This window comes from Mesorhizobium sp. USDA 3734, from assembly GCF_056279665.1.
Window position 1 is genome coordinate 5524671 of the sequence record NZ_JBWCCW010000001.1, and the last position, 26309, is coordinate 5550979.

15 protein-coding genes and 3 pseudogenes are annotated in these 26309 nt (G+C 59.0%); 12 read left to right on the forward strand and 6 right to left on the reverse strand.

The features are described from left to right. Window positions 1-1022: 1022 nt before the first annotated feature. Window positions 1023-1412: an integrase core domain-containing protein gene (locus ACZ89F_RS26545; protein WP_476097401.1), complete on the reverse strand. Its 390-nt coding sequence runs from the start codon at window positions 1410-1412 to the stop codon at window positions 1023-1025. Window positions 1413-2147: 735 nt separating this feature from the next. Between ACZ89F_RS26545 and ACZ89F_RS26550 the strand changes: the two genes are divergently transcribed. From ACZ89F_RS26550 to ACZ89F_RS26560, 3 genes are all read left to right on the forward strand, one after another. Beyond that, entirely contained in the window at window positions 2148-2369 is a 222-nt protein-coding gene (locus tag ACZ89F_RS26550; protein ID WP_476097402.1) for a LysR family transcriptional regulator, read from the forward strand. A gap of 604 nt (window positions 2370-2973) precedes the next feature. Beyond that, the gene (locus ACZ89F_RS26555; protein WP_476094994.1) at window positions 2974-6747 is read left to right on the forward strand and encodes a Ulp1 family isopeptidase; all 3774 of its coding nucleotides are present in this window, start codon (window positions 2974-2976) and stop codon (window positions 6745-6747) included. Between the two features lie 137 nt (window positions 6748-6884). Beyond that, entirely contained in the window at window positions 6885-7907 is a 1023-nt protein-coding gene (locus ACZ89F_RS26560; RefSeq protein WP_476094995.1) for a Ulp1 family isopeptidase, read from the forward strand. Between the two features lie 194 nt (window positions 7908-8101). Here the strand turns inward: ACZ89F_RS26560 and ACZ89F_RS26565 are convergent, their stop codons facing one another. The 4 genes and pseudogenes from ACZ89F_RS26565 to ACZ89F_RS26580 form a co-directional block, all read right to left on the reverse strand. After that, entirely contained in the window at window positions 8102-8218 is a 117-nt protein-coding gene (locus ACZ89F_RS26565) for a helix-turn-helix domain-containing protein (protein WP_476094996.1), read from the reverse strand. Between the two features lie 318 nt (window positions 8219-8536). Continuing rightward, window positions 8537-11503, reverse strand: a pseudogene (locus tag ACZ89F_RS26570) (Tn3 family transposase). Window positions 11504-11746: 243 nt separating this feature from the next. Further along, window positions 11747-13225 (reverse strand): group II intron reverse transcriptase/maturase, encoded by a 1479-nt coding sequence (ltrA, locus tag ACZ89F_RS26575; RefSeq protein WP_476094461.1) that lies wholly within the window; start codon window positions 13223-13225, stop codon window positions 11747-11749. Between the two features lie 942 nt (window positions 13226-14167). After that, window positions 14168-14612 (reverse strand): annotated as a pseudogene (locus ACZ89F_RS26580) (IS6 family transposase); the annotation flags it as partial. 80 nt (window positions 14613-14692) lie between these two features. Here ACZ89F_RS26580 and ACZ89F_RS26585 point away from each other — a divergent pair. The 4 genes and pseudogenes from ACZ89F_RS26585 to ACZ89F_RS26600 all read left to right on the forward strand — a co-directional run bounded on the left by ACZ89F_RS26585 (window position 14693) and on the right by ACZ89F_RS26600 (window position 18770). Next, window positions 14693-15820: a phosphoribosyltransferase domain-containing protein gene (locus ACZ89F_RS26585; RefSeq protein WP_476094997.1), complete on the forward strand. Its 1128-nt coding sequence runs from the start codon at window positions 14693-14695 to the stop codon at window positions 15818-15820. 98 nt (window positions 15821-15918) lie between these two features. After that, on the forward strand, window positions 15919-17004 hold the full coding sequence (locus ACZ89F_RS26590; RefSeq protein ID WP_476094998.1) for a cysteine protease StiP domain-containing protein: 1086 nt from the start codon (window positions 15919-15921) through the stop codon (window positions 17002-17004). Window positions 17005-17168: 164 nt separating this feature from the next. After that, window positions 17169-17984 carry an HAD family hydrolase gene (locus ACZ89F_RS26595; protein ID WP_476094999.1) on the forward strand — a complete coding sequence of 272 codons (816 nt, stop codon included), beginning with the start codon at window positions 17169-17171 and terminating at the stop codon, window positions 17982-17984. 193 nt (window positions 17985-18177) lie between these two features. Further along, window positions 18178-18770: pseudogene (locus ACZ89F_RS26600) on the forward strand (DUF6088 family protein). Window positions 18771-19806: 1036 nt separating this feature from the next. Here the strand turns inward: ACZ89F_RS26600 and pmtA are convergent. Beyond that, the gene (gene pmtA, locus ACZ89F_RS26605; RefSeq protein ID WP_476095000.1) at window positions 19807-20400 is read right to left on the reverse strand and encodes a phospholipid N-methyltransferase PmtA; all 594 of its coding nucleotides are present in this window, start codon (window positions 20398-20400) and stop codon (window positions 19807-19809) included. A gap of 979 nt (window positions 20401-21379) precedes the next feature. On the opposite strand from pmtA, the gene ACZ89F_RS26610 reads away from it, so the two are divergent. The 5 genes from ACZ89F_RS26610 to groL all read left to right on the forward strand — a co-directional run bounded on the left by ACZ89F_RS26610 (window position 21380) and on the right by groL (window position 26241). After that, window positions 21380-22060, forward strand: coding sequence for a flavin monoamine oxidase family protein (locus ACZ89F_RS26610; RefSeq protein ID WP_476095001.1), 681 nt, complete (start codon window positions 21380-21382; stop codon window positions 22058-22060). Continuing rightward, window positions 22053-22541: a hypothetical protein gene (locus tag ACZ89F_RS26615; protein ID WP_476095002.1), complete on the forward strand. Its 489-nt coding sequence runs from the start codon at window positions 22053-22055 to the stop codon at window positions 22539-22541. The genes ACZ89F_RS26610 and ACZ89F_RS26615 overlap by 8 nt, the downstream gene beginning before the upstream one ends. A 155-nt stretch (window positions 22542-22696) precedes the next feature. Further along, window positions 22697-23818: a TlpA disulfide reductase family protein gene (locus ACZ89F_RS26620; protein ID WP_476095003.1), complete on the forward strand. Its 1122-nt coding sequence runs from the start codon at window positions 22697-22699 to the stop codon at window positions 23816-23818. A 399-nt stretch (window positions 23819-24217) separates the two neighbouring features. Next, window positions 24218-24514 (forward strand): co-chaperone GroES, encoded by a 297-nt coding sequence (gene groES, locus ACZ89F_RS26625; protein ID WP_476095004.1) that lies wholly within the window; start codon window positions 24218-24220, stop codon window positions 24512-24514. A gap of 62 nt (window positions 24515-24576) precedes the next feature. Then, window positions 24577-26241 (forward strand): chaperonin GroEL, encoded by a 1665-nt coding sequence (groL, locus tag ACZ89F_RS26630; protein WP_476095005.1) that lies wholly within the window; start codon window positions 24577-24579, stop codon window positions 26239-26241. Window positions 26242-26309: the final 68 nt, after the last annotated feature.

Sequence of the window (26309 nt, forward strand, 5' to 3'; positions counted from 1 at the left end):
CCTACGTAGCAAAAGAACTCGCGGCCAGATCGATCTAGAAGCGAGTGTTCGACCGGCACATTCTTTGGAGACGCCTTCAACCCGGATCCGTTCCCTGGGCGAGCAGTTCGAAATCCTCGCGCCGATCGACCTCGCATCAGCGCCTCTCTGTGCCCTCTTCGGCCGTTTCAACAAAACCGGCGTGGGCGCAACCTCGTCTCACTGTTTCAGGCAAGCCTTGAAGGTGAAGCATATCGGCGGACTCTGGATATCCGGTCACGATCCCAAGCAGGCCTTAGCGGAGGCCGTACTGCGGGCGCTGGAGAGTGAGACTGAAGTCGTACAGGCGACCTCTATGCGCTCGCCGCGCAGATTGACGTAGGGTGGACGGCGCGAGTGCCGCCCATCCTAAGCTTGTCAGTTTCTCGAAAGATGCCCGACTAATAGTAACGCTCGGGGATATGATGTCCCTGAAGCAAGGAGACCGAAATGCATATAGGCAGGCTAGTTTCAAACGGGCATGCGAACGAGGCTTCAACGCTCCTGAAGCTGGACGGGGCGAGGACGGGGCAGCCTCGCCGCGAGTTTGAACAATTTTTAAATGCGGCATCCGCCAACCAGGGGGCCCACGCGACTCATAACCCTGCTAACGTCCCCATGCGAGGACCGGGCGATGCCTCCATCGCGAGTGCGCGGCCACAACCGCCTCAGCGATTTGCCACCATCCCCCTGCCAGGAACGGGCGATGCCTCCATCGCGAGTGCGCTGCCACACTCGCCTCAGCGGCTTGCCACCGTCCCCAGGCGAGAACCGGGCGATGCCGCCATCGCGCTGCCACGACCGCCTCAGCAGCCTGCCGACGCGCCCATGCCTGGACCCGGCGATGCCGATATCGAGAATGCCTGCCCGCTGCCACCGCGCCCGTAACGGGCGCGGTCGGGCATGGCCTTCCGCTGCCATACCCGCCTGGACCAGACGGCAGCGTCAAGGAGCCCGCCGTTGCGCGTGATCTACCACAGACTCCAAGACCGCATATTTAGCAGTTAGTCCAATAGAAGGGGCCGCATCTCGGCGGCCCCTTGCTGCTGACCTTGACCCCAGTTCCTATCCCTTTGAGTTCGTTTCCGGCATGGGTTGTGCCCTGCTGGGCGGGTGAAGCGACGGGCGCTGGCGCGGAGCCTTTCGCATAGCGCAGCGCGAGCGACCGTCGCGGACTGAAGGTGGTGGCGGTCGGCCGGTTTCTGCCAGGCGATTTGGGAGTGCGGACGCGCGGTGTTGTAGTCGGAGCGCGATAGGGCGATGGCTACGCGCTCCTGATCCCGCCAAGTAAACAGCGTCTCGTTGAGCAGTTCATCGCAGGTCAGCCGTTGACGCTTTTGATGAAGCCAGTGTCCGGCATCGTTGTTCTCGGTGCTCGTTTGTTCGGTCGTCAGGTTTCGTTAAGCTTGGTCCATCTTCCACTTCCCGCGAGTCTGGAATTATCGAAGCTGACTCACCCAGCGACCGACAGTAGTTGACAGACGAGCGTGCCTGGCGTTTTCGCGGTGGGCGACGATGCGGGCATGATGAGAGCAAAGGCAGCGGAGTATTCCGCGCGTTTGGCGGCACTTCACATCGCAGAGAACAAGAAGCGGATTATCGATCGGAAGACCAAGAATTTCATCCAGAGAAAATTCCGCCAACTTACTGGAATACGCAAATTTCTGGATACGCTGTGTCAACCGCCGGTACAGTTCCCATTCGCTGGCTGTGTAGGGCCGAACCAGGCGAAATTTTTCACTCGATAGGGTATGCGTCCCTGTCAGGGACGCAATTGCGGGCTCACTGTCACCGAATTGTTCGCGCACGCTACAGGAAAGTCGCCGAACGAGGTGGGATACTACACTATCCGTTCTCCGATACGGCCTTGCCATTGGCAGCCCTCGCCCGGGTCGAAACGGATCCCCTCGCAGCGAACATCGAGTTTTCCTGAGGAGCATTTTAAATTGGAAGCTCTTCCAAGCTGTGATCGATCGCCGGAAGAAGGGCTCCATGATGAAGTCGAGGCTTTCGGGGGCGCTGCCTGCCCTTCATCCTGCGCCAATCGTGTGGTATTAGACCAGAATTGGTCGGCATTCTCTCGACGGCGGTCGGCATTCTCTCGGCGGCGGTTGATGAAACTCAACTAAATTGAGGCATATCGCGCTGTGATGCTTGCTGGGAGCGTGAGCGACGCAGCAAATTTCCTGAACGTTTCCCAGCCCGGCATAAGCCGTCTGACTAAGGATCTCGAACGTTCGATTAATTTGATCTGTTCGACCGAATTCCGGGAAGAAGAGTGCCTCCTCCCGAGGTTGAGGCATTTTTCAATTATATGTGCAGCGGACTTATTCGGGCCTTCAATATCTTGAGGGCGTGGTAAAGGGGATTGCCAACCTTAAGCATGACCGGCGGCGGGTCCTCTCGGGACACGCGGTTCGATCACGTGCCGTTGATAAATTCATCAAGATCCTGCATGAGACTGTAAAGCAGTCTATAGTTTGAGCCTCATCAGAGACCTGAAAGCTAAGTTCGCCATCAACCCACCTTGCGCTTGACCTGCGGGGGCAGGTTTAGTGTTTTGAGATGTTCATCAGGTCCGGCTATCGGCGGCGAAGAGAGTGGACGACAAAACAAGGATCCTCTCGGAGACGCTCGCAAAGGCAGGGCACGCGCCCTGCCTGCACCAGATCTCGCTGGAAGAATGCTCCAAGGTCGAAACTCTCGGAGCTTGGCGGTAAGCCTGATCATGGGGCTGGCGTCGATCAGACGAAGGTGCTTGCTGCATTTGTCCGGCATGCCTCCAAGGACAAATCCAATGCCTACATGTTCGAAGGATCGGAGGCCGAGAAAGGCGCCAAGCAGCGCGGTGATCTACAAGGCACCACACGTTGTCGTCGTCAGGTTCTCGACAGCTTCCTGGTGTCAAATCCGGCCCAGCTTCAAACGGGCTTATACTGCTGAAAGTGACGACGGATGGATTTCACCTCAACCATGCGGGTGCACGGACAATCGAACAGGGCCGGCCTGCAAGATAGCTCACGTGCGGCTCCGTCCGCAGGTGCGGCGGCGTTTGAGCGGCAACTGAGCGAGATCGCCAATTCAGGTGGAGGTGGTGGAGCAATGCCGGCCGGCTCGGCGCCGCAGCCGGCTCGGGCAAAATTTTTGAGAAGGCTCAGCAAGCTCCCTGTTCATTTCAAGGATGAAGACTTTATCCTCAGCCTTGAGGAGGCCCTCATCAAGGGCAATGCCTCGGAGTCCACCGCCGAGAACAATGTAAGTACTCTTCTCCGCTTTGGCCATTGGCTCTTCGCAAACAACAAAGATCCCATTAAGGATCGGCTTGACCAGGAGTCACTGACCGAGGATGCGCGTACGTTCATCGGAGAGCGCGACCCCGCGAGACTCTTTACGGCAATAGAGCATCTCCGGACTTCGCAGTCGACGGGGGGCGTCGTGCCGATCCCAGGCCGCGCTGAGTTGTTTCCTCACCCCGAGGATGTGGCCCTCATCGATGAGTACAAAAACGAAGCAGCGACAAATACCGGCGATACGAATGCAACTGCCCTTAGGAGCTTCAGTGACTACCTACGTCAAAACAACAAGAAGGGCATTGCTGGTCGGCTTTCCGACGGGGCGTTGGATGGAGATGCCAAGGGCTATAAGGAGGACGCCGGTGGTCATCGGAACATCGGTGCCGCACTAGCTCATCTCCGAAGATTGCACGCCGGCGCTAAAGATTGGCCAAAGGAGCGTGCTGCGGCAGCCCACGATCAGGATGTGCTTTTGGGGCTGATGGACGAACAGGGCCTGTCGTCTTCGGCGCCGCAGCCGAGTCAGTCAAGTCGACTTTTGAGAAGGCTCAGCAAGCTCCCTCTCTATCCCGAGGATACTTCACTTATTTTGGGGCTTGAGGAGGCCCTCATCAAGGGCAATGCCTCGGAGTCCACCGCCGAGAACAATGTAAGTACTCTTCTCCGCTTTGGCCATTGGCTCTTCGCAAACAACAAAGATCCCATTAAGGATCGGCTTGACCAGGAGTCACTGACCGAGGATGCGCGTACGTTCATCGGAGAGCGCGATCCCGCGAGACTCCTTACGGCAATAAAGCATCTCCGGACCTCGCAGTCGACGGGGGGGGTCATGCTGATCCCAGGTCGCGTTGAGTTGACTCCGTATCCGGAGGACGCGGCTCTCATCAAAGAATACAGAGATAAAATAAATGAGAACGGACACAAAGCAGCGATACAGACCGGAAAAAGGAATGCAAATGCTCTTAGGAGCTTCAGTGACTACCTGCGTCAACACAACAAGAAGGGCATTGTTGGTCGGCTTTCCGGCGAGGCGTTGGATGGAGATGTCAAGGTGTATAAGGAGGACGCCTATGGTAATCAGAGCATCGGTTCCGCACTGACTCATCTGCGAAAATCGGACGCCGGCGCTAAAGCGATGGAGCTCGAGCGCCATACCCCCGCTCCTGATCCCGAAGGCGCGGCACTGATGGAGCCGAGGCGGGGCGGCGAGGCGATTGCGCAGCATAGCGCGTCGCAGGAAGGCGGCAGTTGGCCAAAGGAGCTTCCTGCGGCAGCCCACGATCAGGATGCGCTTTTGGGGCTGATGGACGAACAGGGCCTGTCGTCTTCGGCGCCGCAGCCGGCTAAGTCAGCTCGGCTTGGCAGGAACCAGCCTCTTTATCCCGAGGATACTTCACTTATTTTGGGGCTTGAGAAGGCCCTCATCAAGGGCAAAGCGTCCGAGCACACTGTTAACGACTATGTACGTTCTGTTCGCAGCTTTGGCCGGTGGCTCTTCGCAAACAACAAGGATCCCATTAAGGATCGGCTCGACCACGGGTCCCTGACCGAGGATGCGCGCGAGTTCCTCGGAAAGCGTAATCCCAAGACACTCCTTCCGGCAATAGCTCATCTCCGAACCTCGCAGTCGACGGAGGGCGTCGTGCTGATCGCAGGCCGCGCTGAGTTAACTCCGCATCCGGAAGACGCGGCTCTCATCGCTGCTCTCATCAAAGAGTACAGAGACAAAGCAGCGATACAGACCGGCAAAAGGAATGCAACTGCTCTCAGGAGCTTCAGTGACTACCTGCGTCAAAACAACAAGAAGGGCATTGCTGGTCGGCTTTCCGGGAAGGCGTTGGCTGAAGATGTCAAGGCCTATAAGAAGGACGCCGGTGGTGATTCAAAGATCGGTTCCGCACTGATTTTTCTCCGAAACTCGGACGCCGGCACTAAAGCAATGGAGCTCGAGCGCCATATTCCCCCGGTTCCTGATCCCGAAGACGCGGCACTGATGGAGCCAAGGCGGGTCGGCGAGGCGATTGCGCAGCACAGCGCGTGGCAGGAAGCTGGCGGTTGGCCAAAGGAGCCTCCTGCGGCAGACCACGATCAGCATGTGCCTTTGGAGCTGATCGACCAACCCGGCCTGTCATCTTCGGCGCCGCAGCCGGCTCAGTCAACTCGGCTTGGCAGAAAGCAGCAGCGTCTCTATCCCCAGGATGCTTCCCTCATTTTGGGCCTTGAGGAGGCTCTCATCAAGAATAATGCCGCCGAATTCACCGTCAAGAATAATGTACGTATTCTTCGCAACTTTGGCAGCTGGCTTTTCGAAAATAAAAAAACGAGCATTGTTGCTCGGCTCAACCGCAAGTCCCTGAGCGATGACGGTGTGGTGTTCGAGTTCATCGGAGAGGGTGATCCCAGAAAACTCGTTACGGCAATCGGTCATCTCCGGACCTTGCGGTCGACGGGCGTCGCAGGCCGCGCTAAGCTGAATCGTCCCACCCAGAACGTGACGCTCATCAATTCCGAAGGCGCGGCGCCGATGGAGTCGAGGCGGGTCGGCGACGCCGCTGCGCAGCACGGCGCGTCGCACCAAGCTGGCAGCTGGACACAGGAGCTTCCTGCGAAAGTGCACGATCAGCAAGTGCATTTGGGGCTGATGGACGCAGCCGGCCTGCCGTCATCTCTCGAGCCCGCAGCGCGCCATGACCGGGCACCAGATCCCGGAGTGTCCAATCACCAGCGGTCCCCGGACGAGCTGATGGGTGCACCTGCCTGGAGCAACCTCCTGCCAAGCGAGGAGGTCCTCATCGAAGATGAGCTTGACACAGCTGAGTTGAGGTCATCGAAGAGGCGGCGGACCCTGGACGATCTGCAAGGCCTTGCCGCCGAGCGGCAGCTGAGCGAGATTGCTAATTCAGGCGGTCGCCTGCTGTCGCCGGCCGCCACCCATCAACTGGGTGCATCGCCATGGGAGGCGCGGCCGATGATGCAGGGGAGCGGGTACGAAGACGCCGCGGCGCCGCATGCGATCGCGACGTCCGTCGGGGACGCCGCTGCGCAGCAGGGACCTGTCAGTTGGCCATCGGTCGGCGCGGAAGGTTACGGTCAGGATCTGATGGTTGAAGACGGCCCACCCTGGTCCGGAGTTCCCCCTGAGCAGGCGCAGGACATAGTCCAAGCTGGATGGCAGGAAGCTGCCAGGTCCACGTCAACCTGGTCGCTGCAGATGCCGCTCAACTTTGATTGGAGTATGTGGCCAACCTCGGAACCAGCGCCAGTGCACTATGTCAGGGCTCGCTCAGAGACCTACGGCGATTTTGAGGCAGCGGTTGATCCCAATCCGCCCGGGCCAGTACCGGGTCATCACCAGGACGCTCGACAGCCCGGCTCGCCGCTGGCGCTTTCTCTCCACTGCCAGACTCCTCGGACGAGGAAGCTATGGCATGGTTGAGCGAGGAATTGGAACGGCGGCAGATGCTCCGCGATACGGAGTGGCAGTCCATGATGCAAGGGACAGGGTCCGCCGCCGTTCCGGGGGCGGGAGAACCCAATGAGGTTCAGCTCATCCATCACCCTCGACCTCGGCCCATGAGTGAAGCTGCGCCAGCGGCACCGGCAAGAGCTCCCCAACCCGGCTCGCCAGTCACCGCCAGGCTGCCAGACACCTACCGCGGTCTTCCACTGGTTGATGTGACGACGCTAACGACCAGTTCCTCCGATGCTCAGATCGGGGCGTTCGGTCCGACAGCCTCGTCCAAGGTCGCCAACGGGTCGGTGCTCGGCGCCACCGAGTGGCTGAGCGACGCCCATATCCAGAGGGATTACCATTTGCTGGAGGGGCAACTGCAGGGGATCAATCCGAGGCTCGCCGCCCGGACACGGCTGGTGGATCCGTCGGTATCCCATCTCCTGCGTCATGTGGGGTCGAACACCGCGCAACACACATTGCAGTCCATCTATAATCAAAACACCGCCCCGGCCGACTTCCTGTTCCTGCCCGTGAACAATGGCACTCTTGATAGGCCCGGCACCCATTGGTCGCTGCTGCTCGTTGATCGCCGCAACCGGGAAAGATCGGTCGCCTATCACTACGACTCCCGCCAGCGAGAGGGATACAACGACGTGCCTGCAACACAGCTCGCAGGACTGCTGAACGCCACCTTGGCGCCAGCCCCCATGGCCCGACAGCCGAACGATTATGATTGCGGCGTCTTTGTGCTGGACGGCACGTGGGCGCTGGTTGGACGATTGGTGGAAGGGCAGCGGCCAGACCGCGAGCCGCTGCCCCTCGACAACCTCGTCGCCGATCGGCAGGCGCTGCAAGACCGGCTGAGGAGGCGCTTGCCGCACGAGGAAGAGCCCCGGCAGCTCTTGGATGATGAACCCGCCTCCCCACCAATGATGGCATTCGAGCCAGGGGAACTGTGGCGACTGTTGGAGGACGAGCCCGCCTCCCCACCAATGATGGCATTCGACCCAGCGGAACTCCGGCAGCTGTTGGATGATGAACCCGCCTCCTCCTCGCCACGAATTAATTCAACCCGACATGCGCGAACGGACGGTGTTCATCAGCCAACCCAGGCGCCGTGGCCCCCTCAACGCAAAACGTAACTTTGCGGTAGAGGCGCGGTCATTATTGGTGGCGCAGGGCGCCTTTCCACCCGGACGGGCGGGTGGGAGGGGGATGGAGTGGCTGATGACGATCCTGTCATCGCCGGCGAGGACTTCCCTCGCTAGACGAACGAGCCGGTTGCCGCGGTCTAGATTCCCTTGAGCACTCTCGCTGACGTTCACCCGACTCGTTGTCACAGAACGCCCCAACCGCGATAGCGCCCTCTCTCCGTCATTGTCATCTCGCGCACTCCCAGATCCGCGACAAGGTTGAGGTCTCCGCGTCGGGTCCCTGTCAGCAGCGGCGGCAAGGTCGAGGCTGCGCTCGAAACACTGCATCGATCCGGTAAGGCGTCCGGCTCGCCCGGCGCGATGCTCAGTCAGGTAATCTCAACACCGCTGCGCCCATCCTTTTCCTCGGGCTTCACTTGTCCGTTCCGGTTCGCATGCCCTGACTGTCGACGATCCGTCCGGCCGATGGACGATGCCCACATCGCGCAGTTCGCCGCGCTGCTCCGCTCGCTTTCCAACGGCATGGATCGCCAGGTGGTGATCGCCGTGCACGAGCGCGCACTATTTGGGGTCGGAACAAGAGCAGTGCGAAATCGTACGCTAACGAAGCAGGAACGTTATGCGGCACGCCGTAGGCCAGCCGGGGGCGAAGCGACCTGAAGCCTTCCGGGAGATGTTGCTCGCTGTCCCAGGTGTAAATGCCCGTCCGGTTGATGTGCTCCCAACTCAGCGGCGAGATATGCTTCAACAGCGGATCTGGGACGTTCCTTCACGCTCGTTGAGCTCTGTGACCGCGCGGTCGAGATAGACGGTGTTCCAGTGGACGATCGCGCTGACGACAAGATTGCGGCCCGATGCGCGGAATGCCTGACGTTCGAACGACCGGCGCGGAGTTGGCCACGCTCACGAAAGAAGACAGCGCGTTTGAGTTTGTGCGCTGCCTCGCCCTTGTTGAGGCCGGCTTGGCAGCGCCGGCGGAAGTCGAGCTCGACTACCATTCTATCATGAAAAGCGATCGCTCGATGCGGCCTAGTTCCCGAAGAGCCTTGGCCAGTTGGCTTTCCTTTGGTGATGCCGAGAGCTTCTTCAAGATCGTCGAGGGCACAACGGCACGGGTGGTAATCGATGCCACCAGATGAAGCAGATCATCCCAGTGATCGAGGATCAGGGTGGTGTTAATTGGCGCTCCGATTGGTTCGACAGCGCCGGGTATGCATCGCCTTTCTCGAACGTGTGGAACTTCCGATGTTTGAGATTGCGCAGTCGCGGTGCGAACCGCTTGCCGATCAGAGCGAATAGCGCAAAGACGTGATCGCTCGCGCCGCCGGTGTCAGTGAAGTGCTCCTGTATTTCGAGGATTGTGTCCTGATCGAATAGTCCGTCGAGCACAAAGGCAGCCTCGCTTTCGGTCGGGCTATGGGCAAGATGCTGAAGTAGCCGTACTGAGTTGATAGAAGGCTGTAGAACTTCGACCCGGGCTCACTGCCGTAATGTAGATTGATATCTCCGCGCTTTGCGGCTCGGTCGCTTGCTCGGAAGAATTGGCCGTCAGATGATGACGTCGTGCCATTCCGCCAAAGACGAGAATGCGGATGGCGGGTGTGTGCGTCCGTCACGCAGGCCTGGGCTGCGCGGTAGGTCTCTGACCGGGCGTGGAACGTGCGCATCCAACTGATCTGGTGAGCACTGATGCCTTTGGACGCGCTGGCCATCCGTTTCGGACCAAGGTTGGTCGCATCGGCCAGTACGCCAGCCAGCATGGCCGAGACATTCCTCGGAGTGTCACCCATGCGAACATGGGTGAAGCAATCCGCAAAGCCGGTCCATTCATGCACCTCCCTCAAGATATCTGGCACCTCGATTAACGGATACAGCTCGCTGATCTCGGCATTCAGGTCCTCGGCTGCTGCGGGAACTTCGCCAGCTGCTGACGTGACGATAAGCGTTCCACCTTCGAGACGAACACCGTCGAGCTTTCCGGATCGTGCCCTATGCGCCCAGGCGCTTCAGGTTGAAGTCGAGCATCTGTCGCGCTTCGGTAAACCACGCGCGCCGTCTTCTTGGACGCCAAAGCCCGAGGCGATCTTCATCTTTCAGGATGGTGAACGCTGACCGCGGCATCAGGTGCTCGTCGATCGGTCGGAAGGATCGGCTGCCATCGACCCAAATGTCCGCAGATCTAAGCCGGTCTCGCAAAGCCGCGAGCGTTGCAATCTCATAGAGACGGCGATCGGGCTTCTCCTGCCCGAGAATTAGCCGTCGATCAGCTTGGCTGAGGTGGGTGACCGAGACGCGATCCTGAAGGGTGCGCCGCTTCTCGGCATAGAGCCGTTTCAGCCGCGAAATCGCCGCAGGAAGGGGATCGTGGCGGCGCGCTGAGCGGAATGTGAACGCCTCCAGGAACGCACCGGCGTACTTGTTGACGTTCGCATATTGCTCAGCCGCTAAGGTCAAAGACGACGCCTCGTTGTCCTCGACCATCGATTCAAGTTCAGGCTTCATCCGAAGCAACCGGTGCCATCCAACTTCCTGATCGAGAACTTCCAATGCGTTCCGGCCATAATCGTTCGCGGACTGCAGGGCTGTGATCGTGTCCAGGAACATGCGTAGCGCTTTGGCGGTATCCGGCCTGCAGTGCATGTGCCGCTGCTTCTTGCGGTTATTGGCTTGCGAGAACAACCGGCCTATCAGCTTGATGAACATCGACACTGCATCGTCCGTGAGCTTCTGGCCAAGCTTGATAATCTGCGCCACAATCAGCGCGTGTCGACGGCTGGCATTGAAGTCGTTGGCCAGCCATGCCGGTGTGGCATTGCCCTCACGGATCATCTGATCCCACCGTCCAGACGATATGCGCATCTGCAATTTCGGATCGATTTCTAGCTTGCGCAGGAAGGCGATCCGTTCGGTCAGCCCGACCAGGTTTGACGCACCTGGCGCATCCGGCGCTGATCGCACCAACGAAAGCGCGTTTGGCCAATGGCCGGGTCAACCTCCAACAGCTTATCCAATGATTGAAGCGTATCGACCGAAATTTCTTCGATCAGCGCTCTCTCCGCCCGCCGACGGGCAATGGCGCGGGCGGCAAGACCGATCCGTTCGATCGTGTCAATTGACGGCAGTAGAGATCCGCATTCACGAAACATGGCGACAGTAGCACTCGCTATCGCGCCACCGTCGTCGGAGATCGCGGCCGCCTGAATTGCAGCCAACAGCAGCTCTACGGCTTGCCCCGTCGCGCTCCGCGCGGCCAAATAAACCATCAAGCGAGCAATGTGATCGCGACGCGCTTCTTCACGGCGTGCTTAGAGCGCAAATTTTCCAGCGTCGGCGCCAATCTGCTCGGCAACGTACCTTAGCATTGCGCGAGGCGGAGTTTCATCGGTCGCCAACACCCTGCCTGGATATCGCATCAGGCAGAGCTGAACGGCAAATCCGAGCTGATTGTGTTCTCGTCTGCGAAGTCCAATCTCAAGCCTGTCAGCCGACGACAACGAATAGTGTCGGATGAGGCCGTCCTCATCGGTTGGTACATCGAAAGCCTCTGTCGATCCTGAACCCTTGAGAAGCCACCGTTTACCCATCGCCCAACTCTTTCCACGACTAATCTGCCGGGAGCGTTGTCGAGTCGGACCGGCGAAGAAATCAAACCTGGATGCCCCTGCGATGGCATCCACAGGGATCGGATGCTGCACAGCCGCACTACAGTAGAGTTCATGATCCGTTCGCCCTTAGCGTACGATTTCGCACTGCTATCGCGGTAGGGATGCCCATTGCTGGGCACCCCCCGCACAGATCCGGACGAGCGGAATTCCCGCATCCGGCTCCTACCTCGGGTGTTTGACGGCAAAGCGTACACGCGGCCAAGGGTGAAGGATACGCGGTCGCGGGAGCCAATCATTGGCTAGCCGTATCATTCGCTCCCAGATCAAGCGATGTCTCTGGCTCCTCCGCCGAAGCGTCTGGGCCCAGAGCCGGATGGTGTGGTCGCGAAAGGCACCGAGCGACCGGAAGTTGGTCGGTACGGCGTGATACGCATAATAGCCGGTAAGCACCTGCTTTAGCCATCGTCCCTGCTCGGGAATGGGCCAATGCATGCGCCGTCGCAACTCGTTCTTGATTTCCTTCAGTTTCGCCACCCTGCGGTCCCTCCGGCTTTTCCGAAGAATCTGGAACCGGCCCTGCCGGGTCCTCCCGCAAATGTGGGTGAAACCAAGGAAGTTGAACGTTTCCGGTTTGCCAAGTCCCCTCCTGCGGCGGGCTTGGGCCGCATAGCGGCCAAACTCGATCAGTCGGGTCTTGTCCGGATGGAGTTGCAACGCAAACTCCTGCAACCGTTCCCGCATCATGTCCCAGAAGCGCCGGGCATCGGCTTCGTATTGGAAGCCAACCACGATATCGTCCGCGTAACGCACGATGATCATGTCGCCGGTGGCCTCACGTCGTCGCCAGCGATCGGCCCAAAGATCGAAGACGTAGTGCAGGTAGATATTGGCAAGCAGCGGCGAAATCACCGAACCCTGCCCGGTTCCCCTTTCACTAACCGTGACGATCCCCTCTTCCAGGACACCCGCCCTGAGCCATTTGCGGATCAGGCGGATGATGCGCTTGTCGCCGATGCGATGCTCCACGAAACGGATAAGCCAATCCTGACTAACCCCGTCGAAAAAGCTCGCAATGTCGGCGTCTAGAATGTAGCTCACCTTCCGCGTTTCGATCCCGACAAACAGTGCGTCCAGCGCATCATGCTGGCCGCGCTCCGGTCGGAACCCATAGCTGAACCCGAGGAAGTCCTCCTCGTAGATTTGGTTCAGCACCGCCGCCGTCGCCCTCTGGACGATCTTGTCTTCAAGGGCGGCAATCGCGAGCGGCCGCTGCCGTCCGTCTGGCTTCGGTATATACGTCCGCCGTGACGGTAGGGCACGATACGCTCCCCGTTGAACCCGACCGTGCAGGTCCGCGATCCTTTGATCGAGGTCTACCTCGTAGGTTCGCCACGTTTGTCCGTCCACGCCGGGGGCCGCGTTACGCTTGAGTGCGTAGAACGCTGTCCTCAGCATCTCTGGATTGACGTGGTGGAAGAGCGCGGTGAACTTCTCCTTCTTCCTTTGCCTCGCGGCTTGCCGTATGCGGTCCAGCGCATGGGACACACTTTCCCGGTCCTGTGTCCGGCGCGTGCTTTGCTGATCCGCATTCCCCTTGGTTCCTGCCCTTGGCTCCCCTCGCTCCGCCATCGGTACTCCGACTTTGTTCGCAAGGTTCGTAGCTACTATGGCAAGATCTGACTCCTCGAGATCGTTCATCATCGGCTTCGGCTCCTCGCCTTCCCGATGCGGACCAGGCATGGTATCCCACTCTGGCCAATCCCGAGGCCTCCCGGTTCCCGCGCAAGGAGCGTCCGTGCATGCCAGGGTCTCAGACCACGTCGGGTTGAGCCGGCACTCGCGCTGTCGCGCCGACTCATATTGCCTTCCGCACACAAGACGAACGTCGGCACCCGAGAAGCGTCAATTTCGTGGTTCAATGGCTGGCCTACACGCTCCCCTGTCAACGCTTCACGGGCGGCCTCACGACCGACCGCGCATGACTCGGGGTCAATGTGGATCGCTACTCCTTCATTGCAATGGACTTGCACCATCTACTCCTTGCCGGTCTCCCGGCGCACCTTGTTCCGACCCCATGACGGCGTGAAGCGGCTGATGACCATTTCTGGTGTCGACAAGACCGTCGCGTTGGCGACGAAGGGGGTGATCGGCAGCGCGTCCCGCTTCGACGAGCCACAGAAGCTTGTAAGCTAGCTCGGGCTGAATCCCAGCGTCAGGCAGTGCGTGCCAGGGCTCGCCTGCCAGGGGCGGATCAGGAAATAGGGCCGTGGACATGCCGCGGCATGCTCGTCGAAGCGGCTCGGGCGGCAGCACGCGCGCCGGCGCCACTCCGTGATTTCGCTTTACATACTGAAGGCGACCGACCGGTGCCGACCACATGGTGTTTCAATCCTACAAACAATACTGTCGCTATTGACCCAAACTGTCGACTATCGAACAGACGCACCATAGCGAAACGCGTTGCATTTCGTGCGCTGCCCTCAACGCGAAAAGAAGGAAGAGCGCGACGCGAAGGTGCGCCGGCCCAACTTGAGTATCAGCGCGCGCAGCTACGTCCTCAGGATGGCACCTCACTTGCACATCAACTTTGGGAAGCCGTTGTAACGGCTATGCCCCCAACCAACGGAGATGACATGGCAATTGGCGCAGAAGTACTGAATTGCCCTTTCGCAGCGCCTGGTGGGGATTCTCGGCACTGTTGTTGATGCCCTAGCGCGCGGTGCTCGCCATTCGGCATGACCTGCCGTTTCTCCGCTCCACGGGAACGCAGCTTGGCAGTGATGATGCTTTGCTGCCAGGCAGTCCTGATCGACAGCCCGCCACAACCAAATTTTCTTCCCGGGGATGGTGATTAGGACTTCGTCCAGGTGCCAAACCTCATTGGGGCTGGGGCGCTTTGCGCGTAGTCGTCGAACGCACTCGGGGCCGAACTTCTTCCTCCAGCGGCGGATCGTTTCACAGGAGACGACGATCCCTCGCTCCAGAATTTCCTCGACCAGGCGCAGGCCCAAAGGGACCGCTAATAAAGCCACACCGCATGGGGGATAACCTCGGCGGTAGAGCGCTGGCGTTTGTAGCTGGTGTACATGAACCTGCGTCTACTCAGCGCCTCCCCACGAGAAGTTACCGCGACAACGCCCCAAATAATAAAGACCCGGGTGGGACATTTTGGACAATGCACTCAAAAAATATCTTTCTGCCGAACTCGCCCGCGGAACCATATCGGTTGAAATCGATCGCAGCCTAATGCCCCCCGATGCAATGTTCGGGTTCGCGGAGCGCATCAATCCCAAACGGTCTTTCCTGTTCGCTTCCAAGCTGCTTGGACGTCACAGTCCCGTTCGGCCTTCGCTGATGCGAAAGACGTACAAACTTCTGGCCGACCAAATTTCACCCGATCTCGAAGGGCCAATCCTGTTCATAGGCATGGCCGAAACTGCTGTCGGGCTGGGAGCGGGCGTGCACCAGCAATATTCAGAACAATATGACCGGGACGACACCGTTTACATTTGCACTACCAGACACGCACTAGGTTTGCCCCTAATCTGCGAGTTCCAGGAGGAGCACAGTCACGCCACAGGACATCTCGTACACTGGCCGCTCGTGCCAGGCCTGGTCTCGATGGTCAAGAACGCCCGGACGCTTGTATTAATTGACGATGAAGCGTCGACCGGAAAAACATTCGGTAATCTGTTCGCAGCTCTGCCTGCCAGCATCAGGTCGAATCTTCGAAATACGGTGCTCGTCACCCTTACGGATTGGTCAGATGGTGCTGCCGAACAGATGATCGCAGCCAACGTGAATCGCGCGTCAATCCTTTCCGGGCGGTATCGCTGGGATGCAAACGGTTTGAACATCGACGCGCCGGAAGTGCCGTCTGTTGAGACAAAAAGGGGTAAAGTCATTTCGCCCGACAAGGATATCGACTGGGCTCGGCTGGGTGTCTCCCGGCACCGTCTTCAACTGGATGGTGAGGCGGCATCGTCGGGCGCTACGCTGGTACTTGGTACAGGAGAAAACGTTTGGCAGCCGTTCCTGCTTGCGGAAAAATTGGAGACGGAAGGAGCTGACGTCCATTACTCATCGGTTACCCGATCACCGATTTCAGTGGGTCACGCAATTGTAAAGAAAATCGCATTTGAGGACAATTATGGCGGGCATGTGTTCAATTATCTGTACAATGTCGCCCCGTCAGAATACGTGAAAATTCTCCTGTGCTCTGAGACGAATGAAGCGGAGATAAGTCCTATACTTATGCACTTCTTGGAACGGGCGACCGTAGTAATTTCCCAGTAAGTGGTTTCTCATTGAGACTCCTTATCATACTAACATGCCAGTGGTGCTGCAGTCGTACGCCTGAAGTTCCGGTAAGTGGCGGAGAAGGGAAGACTTTGTTGAAGACGCAAAGTAAATTCATTTCTGGCACGTATCGCAGTACGGACGTCACATTTCTTTTGAAGCTCGTTACTTTGGAGGCAATCGACGACGCTTCGAAGGAAGCGGCGATACAGTCCGGCCTACGCCATTATTCGGAAATGATTTCTTTCGAAAGCGTGCCCGAAGCCGGCTACATGGCGATATTCTATGAAGCGATGTCAGTTGGCGCTGCGAGAATGGGACGCGAGGTAGCAGCTCTCGCGCGGTCTATCTCAAATCAAATTAAAGGCCCGATCACGTTGGCGAGCCTCGTTCGGGCGGGGGTGCCTTTGGGTGTTCTCCTCAAGCGTGCGTTGTCGCGCATGGGAAAGGACGTCCAACACTATGGCATTTCGGTCATCCGGGACCGCGGAATTGACAGCAATGCAATGCGCCACATCATTGAGCGACGGCCCATTGAAGGCCTGCTGTTTGTTGATGGCTGGACCGGCAAAGGCGCTATCGCCACCGAGCTGGAACGGAGCTTCCCTTCATTTTCTGCACAACCGCCAAGGCTGGTGGTTCTGTCTGACCCGTGTGGCCGGGCGTGGCTTGCGGCGTCGGGTGAAGACTGGCTCATTCCATCGGGAATACTCGGAAGCACCGTGTCCGGGCTGATCAGCCGTTCGATACTGAACGAGGAGGTCACAGGTCCGGAAGATTTTCACGGTACAGTCAGATGGGATCACTTGATGTCCCACGACATCTCAGCTGCTTTCGTGGACAGTGTATGGACACATTCCGTCACCGCATTGGACCAAAATATTGATCTCGCGCAGTGGACCGTCAACGACCGCTCAAGCCATCAGAGACGATCGCGCCAGGCAATCAATCGAATTGCTGCAGAGTTTGACGTTGAGAATACCAATCAGATCAAGCCAGGAATTGCGGAAGCCACGAGGGCGATTCTGCGCCGCATGCCTCAAATTGTCCTCCTGTCTTCCGGTGAAGACGCTGAGCTGGCAGCGCTGCGGCATTTGATTCGGGAGAAAAATGTCCACTTCCAAGTCGTTCCTAAAAAAATCCAGCCATATCGCGCCATTACCTTGATCCGAAAGGTTTGAAAAAGATTACAAATACATCGCCGTTTGAGCCAAATTTCCGCACCGATTCGACCAAGATCGAGCGCGGGGCCGGCGCTTTGAGGGAAGCGGTTGGTATAGATGTGAACGCAAAACCAAAGCATCTGCCCGGGATCTTTCCGAGTTGACGAAAACGGATTCCAAACATGTATGACGGATCGAGTGCAGTGCCTGATCACCCCGTCAAATTCGCAGATCACGCCATGCAGCCAATCGTCTTTGCCGATCTGGATGACACATTGTTCCAAACGCGCGCAAAGTGTCCGAAAGGCAGCCAGCATAAACTGGCGCTAGCTGCGATCTCGTCGAACGGACATCATTCCATGATGACCCCGCGGCAGGTTGCGATGATCGATTGGCTGCTGAGTACGTCACAAGTCATTCCCGTCACGGCACGTGGCACGACGGCCTACGGGAACGTCAAGATCGCGTTCAACAGCTATGCAATTGTTGCCAACGGCGCTGTCATACTTAAACCGGACGGTGCGCATCTGAAGGAATGGCACGATGTCATTTCTAAGGAACTGATCCCTCACAGGGAGGCACTGAACAAGGTACTTGAAATAGGTCGGCAAGGAGCCGCAGCTGGCAAAATGTCTGTTCGTTCGTGGATCGTTGAAGAAATGGAGATGGCCACATACGCAGTCTTCAAAGAAAACAACGGTGATGGCAAGAGGCTGGCGGAACTGAAATTTGAGTTCGACGATGCGGGTTGGATACGGCATCACAACGGAAACAACTTCGCGCTTATTCCCCCACCGGTTTCAAAGCGCCGGGCAGTAGAGTTCCTCTTGAAGAAAATCCGCTCGGAGTCCGGAGATAGGCCAGCGATCGGATTTGGTGACAGCGCAAGCGATCTCGGCTATCTCAATTTGTGCGACTGGTGGGGTGCGCCATCGCGCTCCCAGATTTCGGCGATGCTGAACGTGCCAACGAAGACTTTTTTTGCGGGCCTTGCTTGAACGACGGGAAAACCATGTGCACCGCGTGGCCCCGCGCCGCGCGATTCGCCTTGACGCAACTCGCCGACCAGATCGAGGTGACCGGCCAATTGTTACCGCGGTGGTTTTGCTCTAATGCCGAGGCCGCCTGATGGCTATGGCCTGCTCGATGCGGGGGCTCCGCTGATCTAGCCGGACGACAGCAAGCCGCCGATTGCAACGCTTGAGCGAACAGATTTTGGCGCATGCGGGCGGTTTGCCCGAGGGTACGCCCGTGTCCGCGAAGAGCTTGCTTCACCTCGGCAATCGGGCTGCGGTGGATCAGGCGTTGTCGCGCCTGGCGGAGCGTGGCCAACTGATCCGCGCTGACCGCGGCGTCTATCTGCGTCCCGTGACGAGCCGGTTTGGCACGCGGTCGCCTTCGGTGGAGCAGGCGGTCGAGGCGCTCGCCAACCAGCGCGGCGAAGTCATCGTGTCCAGCGGTGCGGCGGCCGCCAACACCCTTGGCCTCACGACACAGGTTCCGGTCCGCTCGGTCTATTTGACCTCGGGTCGCACCCGGAAAATGAACCTCGGCAAGCAGGTGGTCGAACTGCGGCACGCACCGCGCTGGCAGCTCCCATTGGCCAATCGGCCAGCCGGTGAGGCAGTCCGGGCGCTGGCTTGGCTTGGTCCCGAGAAGCCGAGGCGGCGCTGTTGGCTTTGAAGCGCAAACTTCCGCAGACCACCTTCAACGAGCTGGTGGCGGCGGCGCCGCAGCTTCCGACCTGGCTCGCGCGCAGCGTGGGAAAGGCGGCACATGGCTGATGCATTCCTGAGCCTTTCGGCCGCGGATCGCCGCGAAGTCTTGGGCGTCGCGGCGGACAGGACGGCCACGAAGCCGGGTTTGACTGGGGAGAGGCTGCCGCTGGCGAGCAGGCCTGCTTAAAACGTTGTCGTAGCCGGTGAATGTTGTCGCAGCCGGTCAATTGAGTAGTTGCACGCCAAGCACACTTGCAGCCGAACATCATCTCTCCGCTGCTTTGGCCCGCAAGTAGACGGCGCTCAGCGGGCTAGAAACAGGCCTGCGGTTTCTCCGCGGCGTCAGCCACACGATCACAGAACCGTCGATGCAGGCCCTCGCCTTTGCCGAGCGACTGCTCAGACAACCCCAATTCGACGTGCCGCGGCACCATGGCTGCGAAAGTGCGCGCCACTGAGCCAATCAGTGCGATAGGCCAGGGCTGACTATCCACACACCAACCGCCTCTCAATGCCTCGATCGCAACTGCGCTCTTGGCCGGCGTCTCGCTTGTCCGCGGCCCAAACCGTTGCAGATTCAGCGCTCCTCAAACAGATAAACAGGTTGCGCATGACATCAGGCCCGAAGATGGCCGATAGGACGGACGGCCTTCTATCGCTTCATTCGTCCTTCCAAGCGCCGCCTTTTTTCCAATGAGCCCTCTTTGTCTTCGCTAAAATAACCGAAGTTAAATCTCGAGCGTTTCGGGTGCGTCCGCGCATTGCGGAACTGGAGCGCGACCTCATCGCGCCCACACCTCAAGTACGCCATCGACGTTTCGAAGCCGGACATGAACTTCGCAAGGCGAAGTTGCCTAGAGCGTCTTGAGGAATGCTCTCCGAAATACCGGAGAAACACAGGCGTTAGCGGAAGCTTCGTCGCTCTCAATGCTTGTAGCCGAACATCATCTCTCCGCTGCGATCAAATCGAGCCTCAGAAAATGCGGAATGGAAGGCGGTCCCGCCAGGGCGCGAATGGCTGGCCCCATCACCAAGTTCAGCCGGCTTTGCAGTCCTGTACCAGGATTCCGAAAGCCACCTGTCGCTCGCGTCCCCTGGGGTTTCACACTGCTCGTCGATAGGTCCAGAGTTGTGCGGGGGGAACATTGCGAAGGACGAAATCATAGTGAGAAACGATGTAACGGTCGGGCATTTTGAGCACCGGTGACAGAAGACCGTAGGTGATTTGGATCACAGGTCGCCCGGCGGGGATTCGTGCAAGCAAATCCTCGAGCAGTGTGAGGCGCTGTTGCATCGGAAAGCTCAACATCGGCACTGCGCTTATGACACAATCGAACTTTTCCCGGCGCTCCCCAAGAATTTCTCCCAGGGCAAACGCATCGCCCAAGCGGAAATCCACTCCCGGAAAGCGTCGCACCAGGCCATCATAGAAATCCTTGGAATATTCGACCGAAGTCAACCGATGCGGTTTGATGCCTCTTTCCAGGATGGCCCTGGTGATGACACCAGTCCCGGCACCAAGCTCCAAAACCGGCAATCCAGAATGCGGGTTGACCACACTAGCCATGCGGCGCGCCGCATGGATCGACGTGGGCATGAGCGCGCCCACACCTTTCTTATCCTTCTGCCAACATTTGAAGAATTGCACTTCTTCCTCAAGTTTCTTGCCAAGTCGCTCTTTCAATCGAAAGACCATATCCGCTCCCTTCTCCCGATCCGAGTCGGAGCGACTTTTTGTCGAAATCTCGCTATATAAACAAGCCTGATTCACGGGGATGATTGCCGCGCTGGAGGCGCGAAACGCCCGCGCCGGCTGGCACGCCCTTGTCCACCAGGATGAGTTTTTCTCGCTCAGATGCGCGCCAGTTCTTCCTGTAATGAAATCTCGGTCATGGCTCCTCGAGCAGCCGTATCTCCGGCTGCACCATCAGCGCCAGCGCGACGCACGCAGGGTTTCTCATCTGCTGCGCGACTCGTCAGGCGCACAGCAGACAGCGAGGCGGCCACGGCCGCGAAAAACCCGCGACGGCGATTCCGGGGGAGAGGACAAACAGTGTCCGCAGTCAGAGATGATCTGCCGGAACTTAGTGGACCCAAGCGGGGTAGTGGGTGACGTCAGCAGATCGCAGATCAAATTCCACATCAGTTCGGCCATCTCCCCAGCTTTTTCCCGGGTCCTCTGATCGAGCGTGGCATGCAGATGACCCTGCTGCGGATTGCTCGCCTTCACGGCGGTAAGCCGCGACATGATCTCTTGTACCGCGCTGCCATTTCATGACTGTTAAGTGCTTGCTCGGACAGGGCGGAATGACATGTACGCGCCTTCCAGCCGTTTGCGGATGTCGCCGGGCGACACCAGGCTGGACATGGCGATCACGAATTTCTCACGGGCATACTCTTGTCCCATCTTCTTTCCTTTCGACCTGGAGCGTCGCCGTAGCACGGCAACCATCTCTTGCAAATCCGGCGCTCGGCGTCACGCGATCGATGGGTGATCGCTAACAGCGACGCCCGGCGGTCGGCAAGCCGGTAGACAATCGTCTGAGGCCGGTCTACCCCTGACCCGCTGGTCGGCTACAAGGTGCAGGTTCTGGAGTACAGGGAAAAAGCCGGCGGTCGCTGCTGGCGCTGCGTGGCGGCGACAATTACACCGAACTCGGCGGCTTCGAGCAGGAATGCAAGTTCGACGAGGGTCTTATATCAATCCCGGCCCGTGGCGTATCCCTTACCATCACCATGCCGTGCTGGATTACTGCAAGCGGCTCGGCGTCAAACTCCAGGCGTTCGTGCAGGTGAACCACAACGCCTACTTGCATTCGGTCAAGGCGTTCGAAGGCAAGCCGCAGCGCTACCGCCATGTCAGCGCGGATTTCAACGGCCATGTCGCCGAGCTGCTTTCCAAGGTGACGAAGCAGGGTGGACTCGACCAGGCGGTCTCGACGGAGGACCGGGAGAAGCTGCTGGAAGCGTTGCAGAGCTGGGGCGCGCTTGACGAAAACTACGCTTATGTCGCTGGCATTCACAGCAGCGAGCGGCGAGGCTTTGATATTGAACTGGGCGGCGGCCAGATGCCGCTGGCCAAGCCATCGCAGCCGATAGGGCTCTCCGACATCGTGCAATCCGGCCTGTGGAGCAGCCTTAGCACTGGCAGTCTCTATGACTACCAGACCACGATGCTGCAGCCGGTCGGCGGCATGGACATGATAGCCATGGCGTTCGAGAGGGAAGTCGGCAGCCTTACCAAATACAACGTGAAGGTCACGGAGATCGACCAGGACGACGAAAGCGTCACCATCGCTACGAGGATGCGCGAAAGGGCGGCGAGGCGCAGACCGCCACCGCTGACTGGTGTATGAGCGGCAAATCGCGGTCGAGGACGATGACAGGACGGTCCGCCATCTGCATCCCGATTTCTACTATCCGCAGACCGACACGGTGCATGAGCATTTCGCGCCCAACGCCGACGGAACCTCCCCATTTGCGGATTATGTTCAGCACGCTGAGAGCAAACGGGAGGCCTATCGGCGGAAGGAGATCGAATTTTTCGAGACCACTTTGGCGCAGGCGAGCAGCGAGACGCTGCTCAGCACACTCGAATTGGAGTTGGCGCGGCGCGCGGTTCACTTCCAGCGCAAGAGCTATGCCGAGATCACGAAGGCGGGCCACGCTTTTCTGGCGGCCCTAAGCACGTGCAATGCGTGTCCAAAGCCTGACAGCGGCGGACAAAATGTCAGGTTCAGAACAAACATTGGCAAAAATGTCAGGTTCATTACAACCGGCCATGTTGGGCACTGCAGAGGTTTTTCAAAGCATATTCATGCACTTACCGCGCGATGAGCCCGCTGGCATCGCCCTTGCAACCCTTGAGCAGGACGGCACGCAATGGAGCAAGACGAGGATGTTCTCTCCCCTGAACCGGGTGCCGTCTCTGAGAGGGAAATAAGCTCGTGCAGAAAATCTCACAACCTTTGACAACAGCTTTGGAGAGCCACGTGGTGTTGCAGATCGAGTCTCCGGCTCCGTCGATTCAAGTGGAAAACTGGCTGCGTGGCAAGCCGCTCACCAGCTTCGAGCCCGGAAAAGTGTACATCGTCGAATTTTGGGCAACTTGGTGCGCCCCTTGTGTGGACGCGATGCCCCATCTGATCCAGCTGCAGGAGAAATACAAGGACAGCGGCGTTGAGATCGTTGGAGTCGCGGCTTCTGAACGCGCTCCAACGGCCGATGAGGCCCGAAGCAAGTTGGACGCTTGGTTGACCGAAAAGTTCACGGATCTGAACTTTCCGATGGCGTTCGACTCCACAGGCGAAATGAAAAAGCTTTGGATGGAGCCCAGCTTTTCTTTCGGGATTCCGACCTCGTTCGTGGTCGACCGAGATGGTCACATCGCCTTTATCGGTGGTCCGACGGAACTCGATGAGGTCTTGCCGAAGGTGCTTAACGGCAGTTGGCGCAGCAGCGATCAGGCAAAATCCGCCGATGCGGAGCGGATCGCGGAAGGCGAAACCATGGCGCGCGAACAAGCGCTGACCAAGCCCATATACGACAAATTTCGGCCGGCAATGGAGGCCGAGGATTGGAAGACGGCGCTCTCGGTAATCGAAGAGGGCATCACCTTGATGCCGGACAACCTCAATTTCCGCCTCCGTCATGCGCAACTGTTGCTTCACAATATGCGCGACATGCAGGCCGGCTTGCCCGTAATGCGCCAATTCGTTCGCGACGCGATCGACAGAAAGTCCTGGGGATGGATGTATTGGGCGCTATTCCAACTCTTCACGCCGGGCTTTGATTATTCCGGCTTTCCGTCTGCTGAGCGCTTCGCGATGGGTGAAGAGCTGTCCAAACACATCGTGGCACTGCCGCAAGGCGACGGCTATAAGTTCCTGTCTTATCCGGTGGTCGCTCAGTACTATCATGAGAGCGGCAAAGATCGCGCCATCGAGTTGGTCGAGCAGGCACTGAAAGCGCTGGAGGGTCCGGAGCCTATCTCGGACGACCTGAAACAGTCCCTTCTACCGGAGTTGCTGCAGGCTCTGGCCAACTACAAGGGTGAGAAGGTTTGTCACGGCGCTCTCTGTGTGGCTCCGCAAAAGGATTCTCCCAAAAGGTGAAAGGGGCGGCCAAGGAGGAAACCAAAGAAGGGGCGATAGTCGGAATGGCTTACTGGCCAATTCGTCCATTTCCCTGACGTGGTTGTGCAAATAGGCCGGCCCAGGCGTCCAGCCCAGCCTCGCTGTTATCCGCAAACACGTGACCGACAAGGAGAAGACGTGCCTGATCACCTCACCAAAACATACTGCCGCCGCGGGCCTCCCGGACCCATCAAAGATGGCACTGGAGTAAGACTTGGAACATGAAGAAGGTTACTAGCCAGCTCGACGCTGCCCACCGACCCACCTGCTCCCACAGGGAAGACGGGGAGGCAGCCGACCGCCTATCTCAGCGCCACGATAGCACTCGCACGCTCCGGCAACGGAGAACCGTTCAACATCCGCACCAGGACATCCAAAATGGCAAAATCCAATTTCCGGCCGCTTCATGACCGCGTGGTCGTTCGTCGGGTCGAATCCGAATCCAAGACCGCAGGCGGGATCATCATCCCCGATACGGCTAAGGAGAAGCCGCAGGAAGGCGAGATCATCGCCATCGGTTCCGGCGCCCGCGACGAAGCCGGCAAGCTCGTCCCGCTGGACGTCAAGGCCGGCGATCGCATCCTGTTCGGCAAGTGGTCGGGCACCGAAGTCAAGCTCAATGGCGAAGACCTTCTGATCATGAAGGAATCCGACGTGATGGGCATCATCGGCTGACACGCCGCCACCTTTCATCACCATCCAATCTGGATTTAGGGCGAAATGCCCAGGAGTAGAAAATGACTGCGAAAGACGTAAAATTCTCCCGCGATGCCCGTGAGCGCATGCTGCGCGGCGTCAACATCCTCGCCGACGCCGTGAAGGTCACGCTCGGCCCCAAGGGCCGCAACGTCGTCATCGACAAGTCGTTCGGCGCACCGCGCATCACCAAGGACGGCGTCACCGTCGCCAAGGAAATCGAGCTTGAGGACAAGTTCGAGAACATGGGCGCGCAGATGGTCCGCGAAGTTGCTTCGAAGACCAACGACATCGCCGGCGACGGCACCACGACCGCGACCGTTCTGGCGCAGTCGATCGTCCAGGAAGGCCACAAGGCGGTTGCCGCCGGCATGAACCCGATGGACCTGAAGCGCGGCATCGACCTCGCGGTTAGCGACGTCGTCGCGACGCTGATCAAGAACGCCAAGAAGATCAAGACCTCGGAAGAGGTTGCCCAGGTCGGCACCATCGCCGGCAATGGCGATGCTTCGGTCGGCTCGATGATCGCCGAAGCGATGCAGAAGGTCGGCAACGAGGGCGTCATCACGGTCGAGGAAGCCAAGACCGCCGAGACCGAACTCGAAGTCGTCGAAGGCATGCAGTTCGACCGCGGCTATCTCTCGCCCTACTTCGTCACCAACGCCGACAAGATGGTTGCGGATCTGGAAGACGCCTACATCCTTCTCCACGAGAAGAAGCTCTCCAATCTGCAGGCCATGCTGCCGATCCTCGAGGCTGTCGTGCAGACCTCGAAGCCGCTGGTCATCATCTCGGAAGACGTCGAAGGCGAGGCCCTGGCCACGCTGGTCGTCAACAAGCTGCGTGGCGGCCTGAAGATCGCCGCCGTCAAGGCGCCGGGCTTCGGTGATCGCCGCAAGGCCATGCTGGAAGACATCGCCATCCTCACCGGTGGCCAGGTCATTTCCGAAGACCTCGGCATCAAGCTCGAGAATGTTGGCCTCAACATGCTCGGCCGCGCCAAGAAGGTGTCGATCTCCAAGGAGAACACCACCATCGTCGACGGCGCCGGCAAGAAGGCCGAGATCCAGGGCCGCGTCGCCCAGATCAAGCAGCAGATCGAGGAGACCACCTCGGACTACGACAAGGAGAAGCTGCAGGAACGTCTCGCCAAGCTGGCGGGCGGCGTCGCCGTCATCCGCGTCGGCGGTGCGACCGAGATCGAAGTCAAGGAAAAGAAGGACCGCGTCGATGACGCCCTCAACGCGACCCGTGCGGCCGTCGAAGAAGGCATCGTTCCCGGCGGCGGCGTTGCACTGCTGCGCGCTTCGCTGAGCATCGAGGCTGTCGGCGCCAACTCCGACCAGACCGCTGGCATCGCCATCGTGCGTCGCGCGCTGCAGGCTCCGGCTCGCCAGATCGCGGCCAACGCCGGTGCGGAAGCATCGATCGTTGCCGGCAAGATCCTCGAGAACAAGGGCGCGACCTTCGGCTACAACGCCCAGACCGGCGAATATGGCGACATGATCGCCATGGGTATCGTCGATCCGGTCAAGGTTGTGCGCACGGCTCTCCAGGACGCGGCCTCGGTCGCCGGCCTGCTGGTCACCACCGAAGCCATGATCGCGGATGCTCCGAAGAAGGAGTCGGCTGGCGGCGGCATGCCAGGCGGCATGGGCGGCGGCGGTATGGGCGGAATGGGCGGCATGGGTGGTATGGATTTCTAAGATCCACGCAGCTCAACAAGCTCGGAAGGGCGGCAGTGATGCCGCCCTTTTCTCTGGCGCGGAGCCAA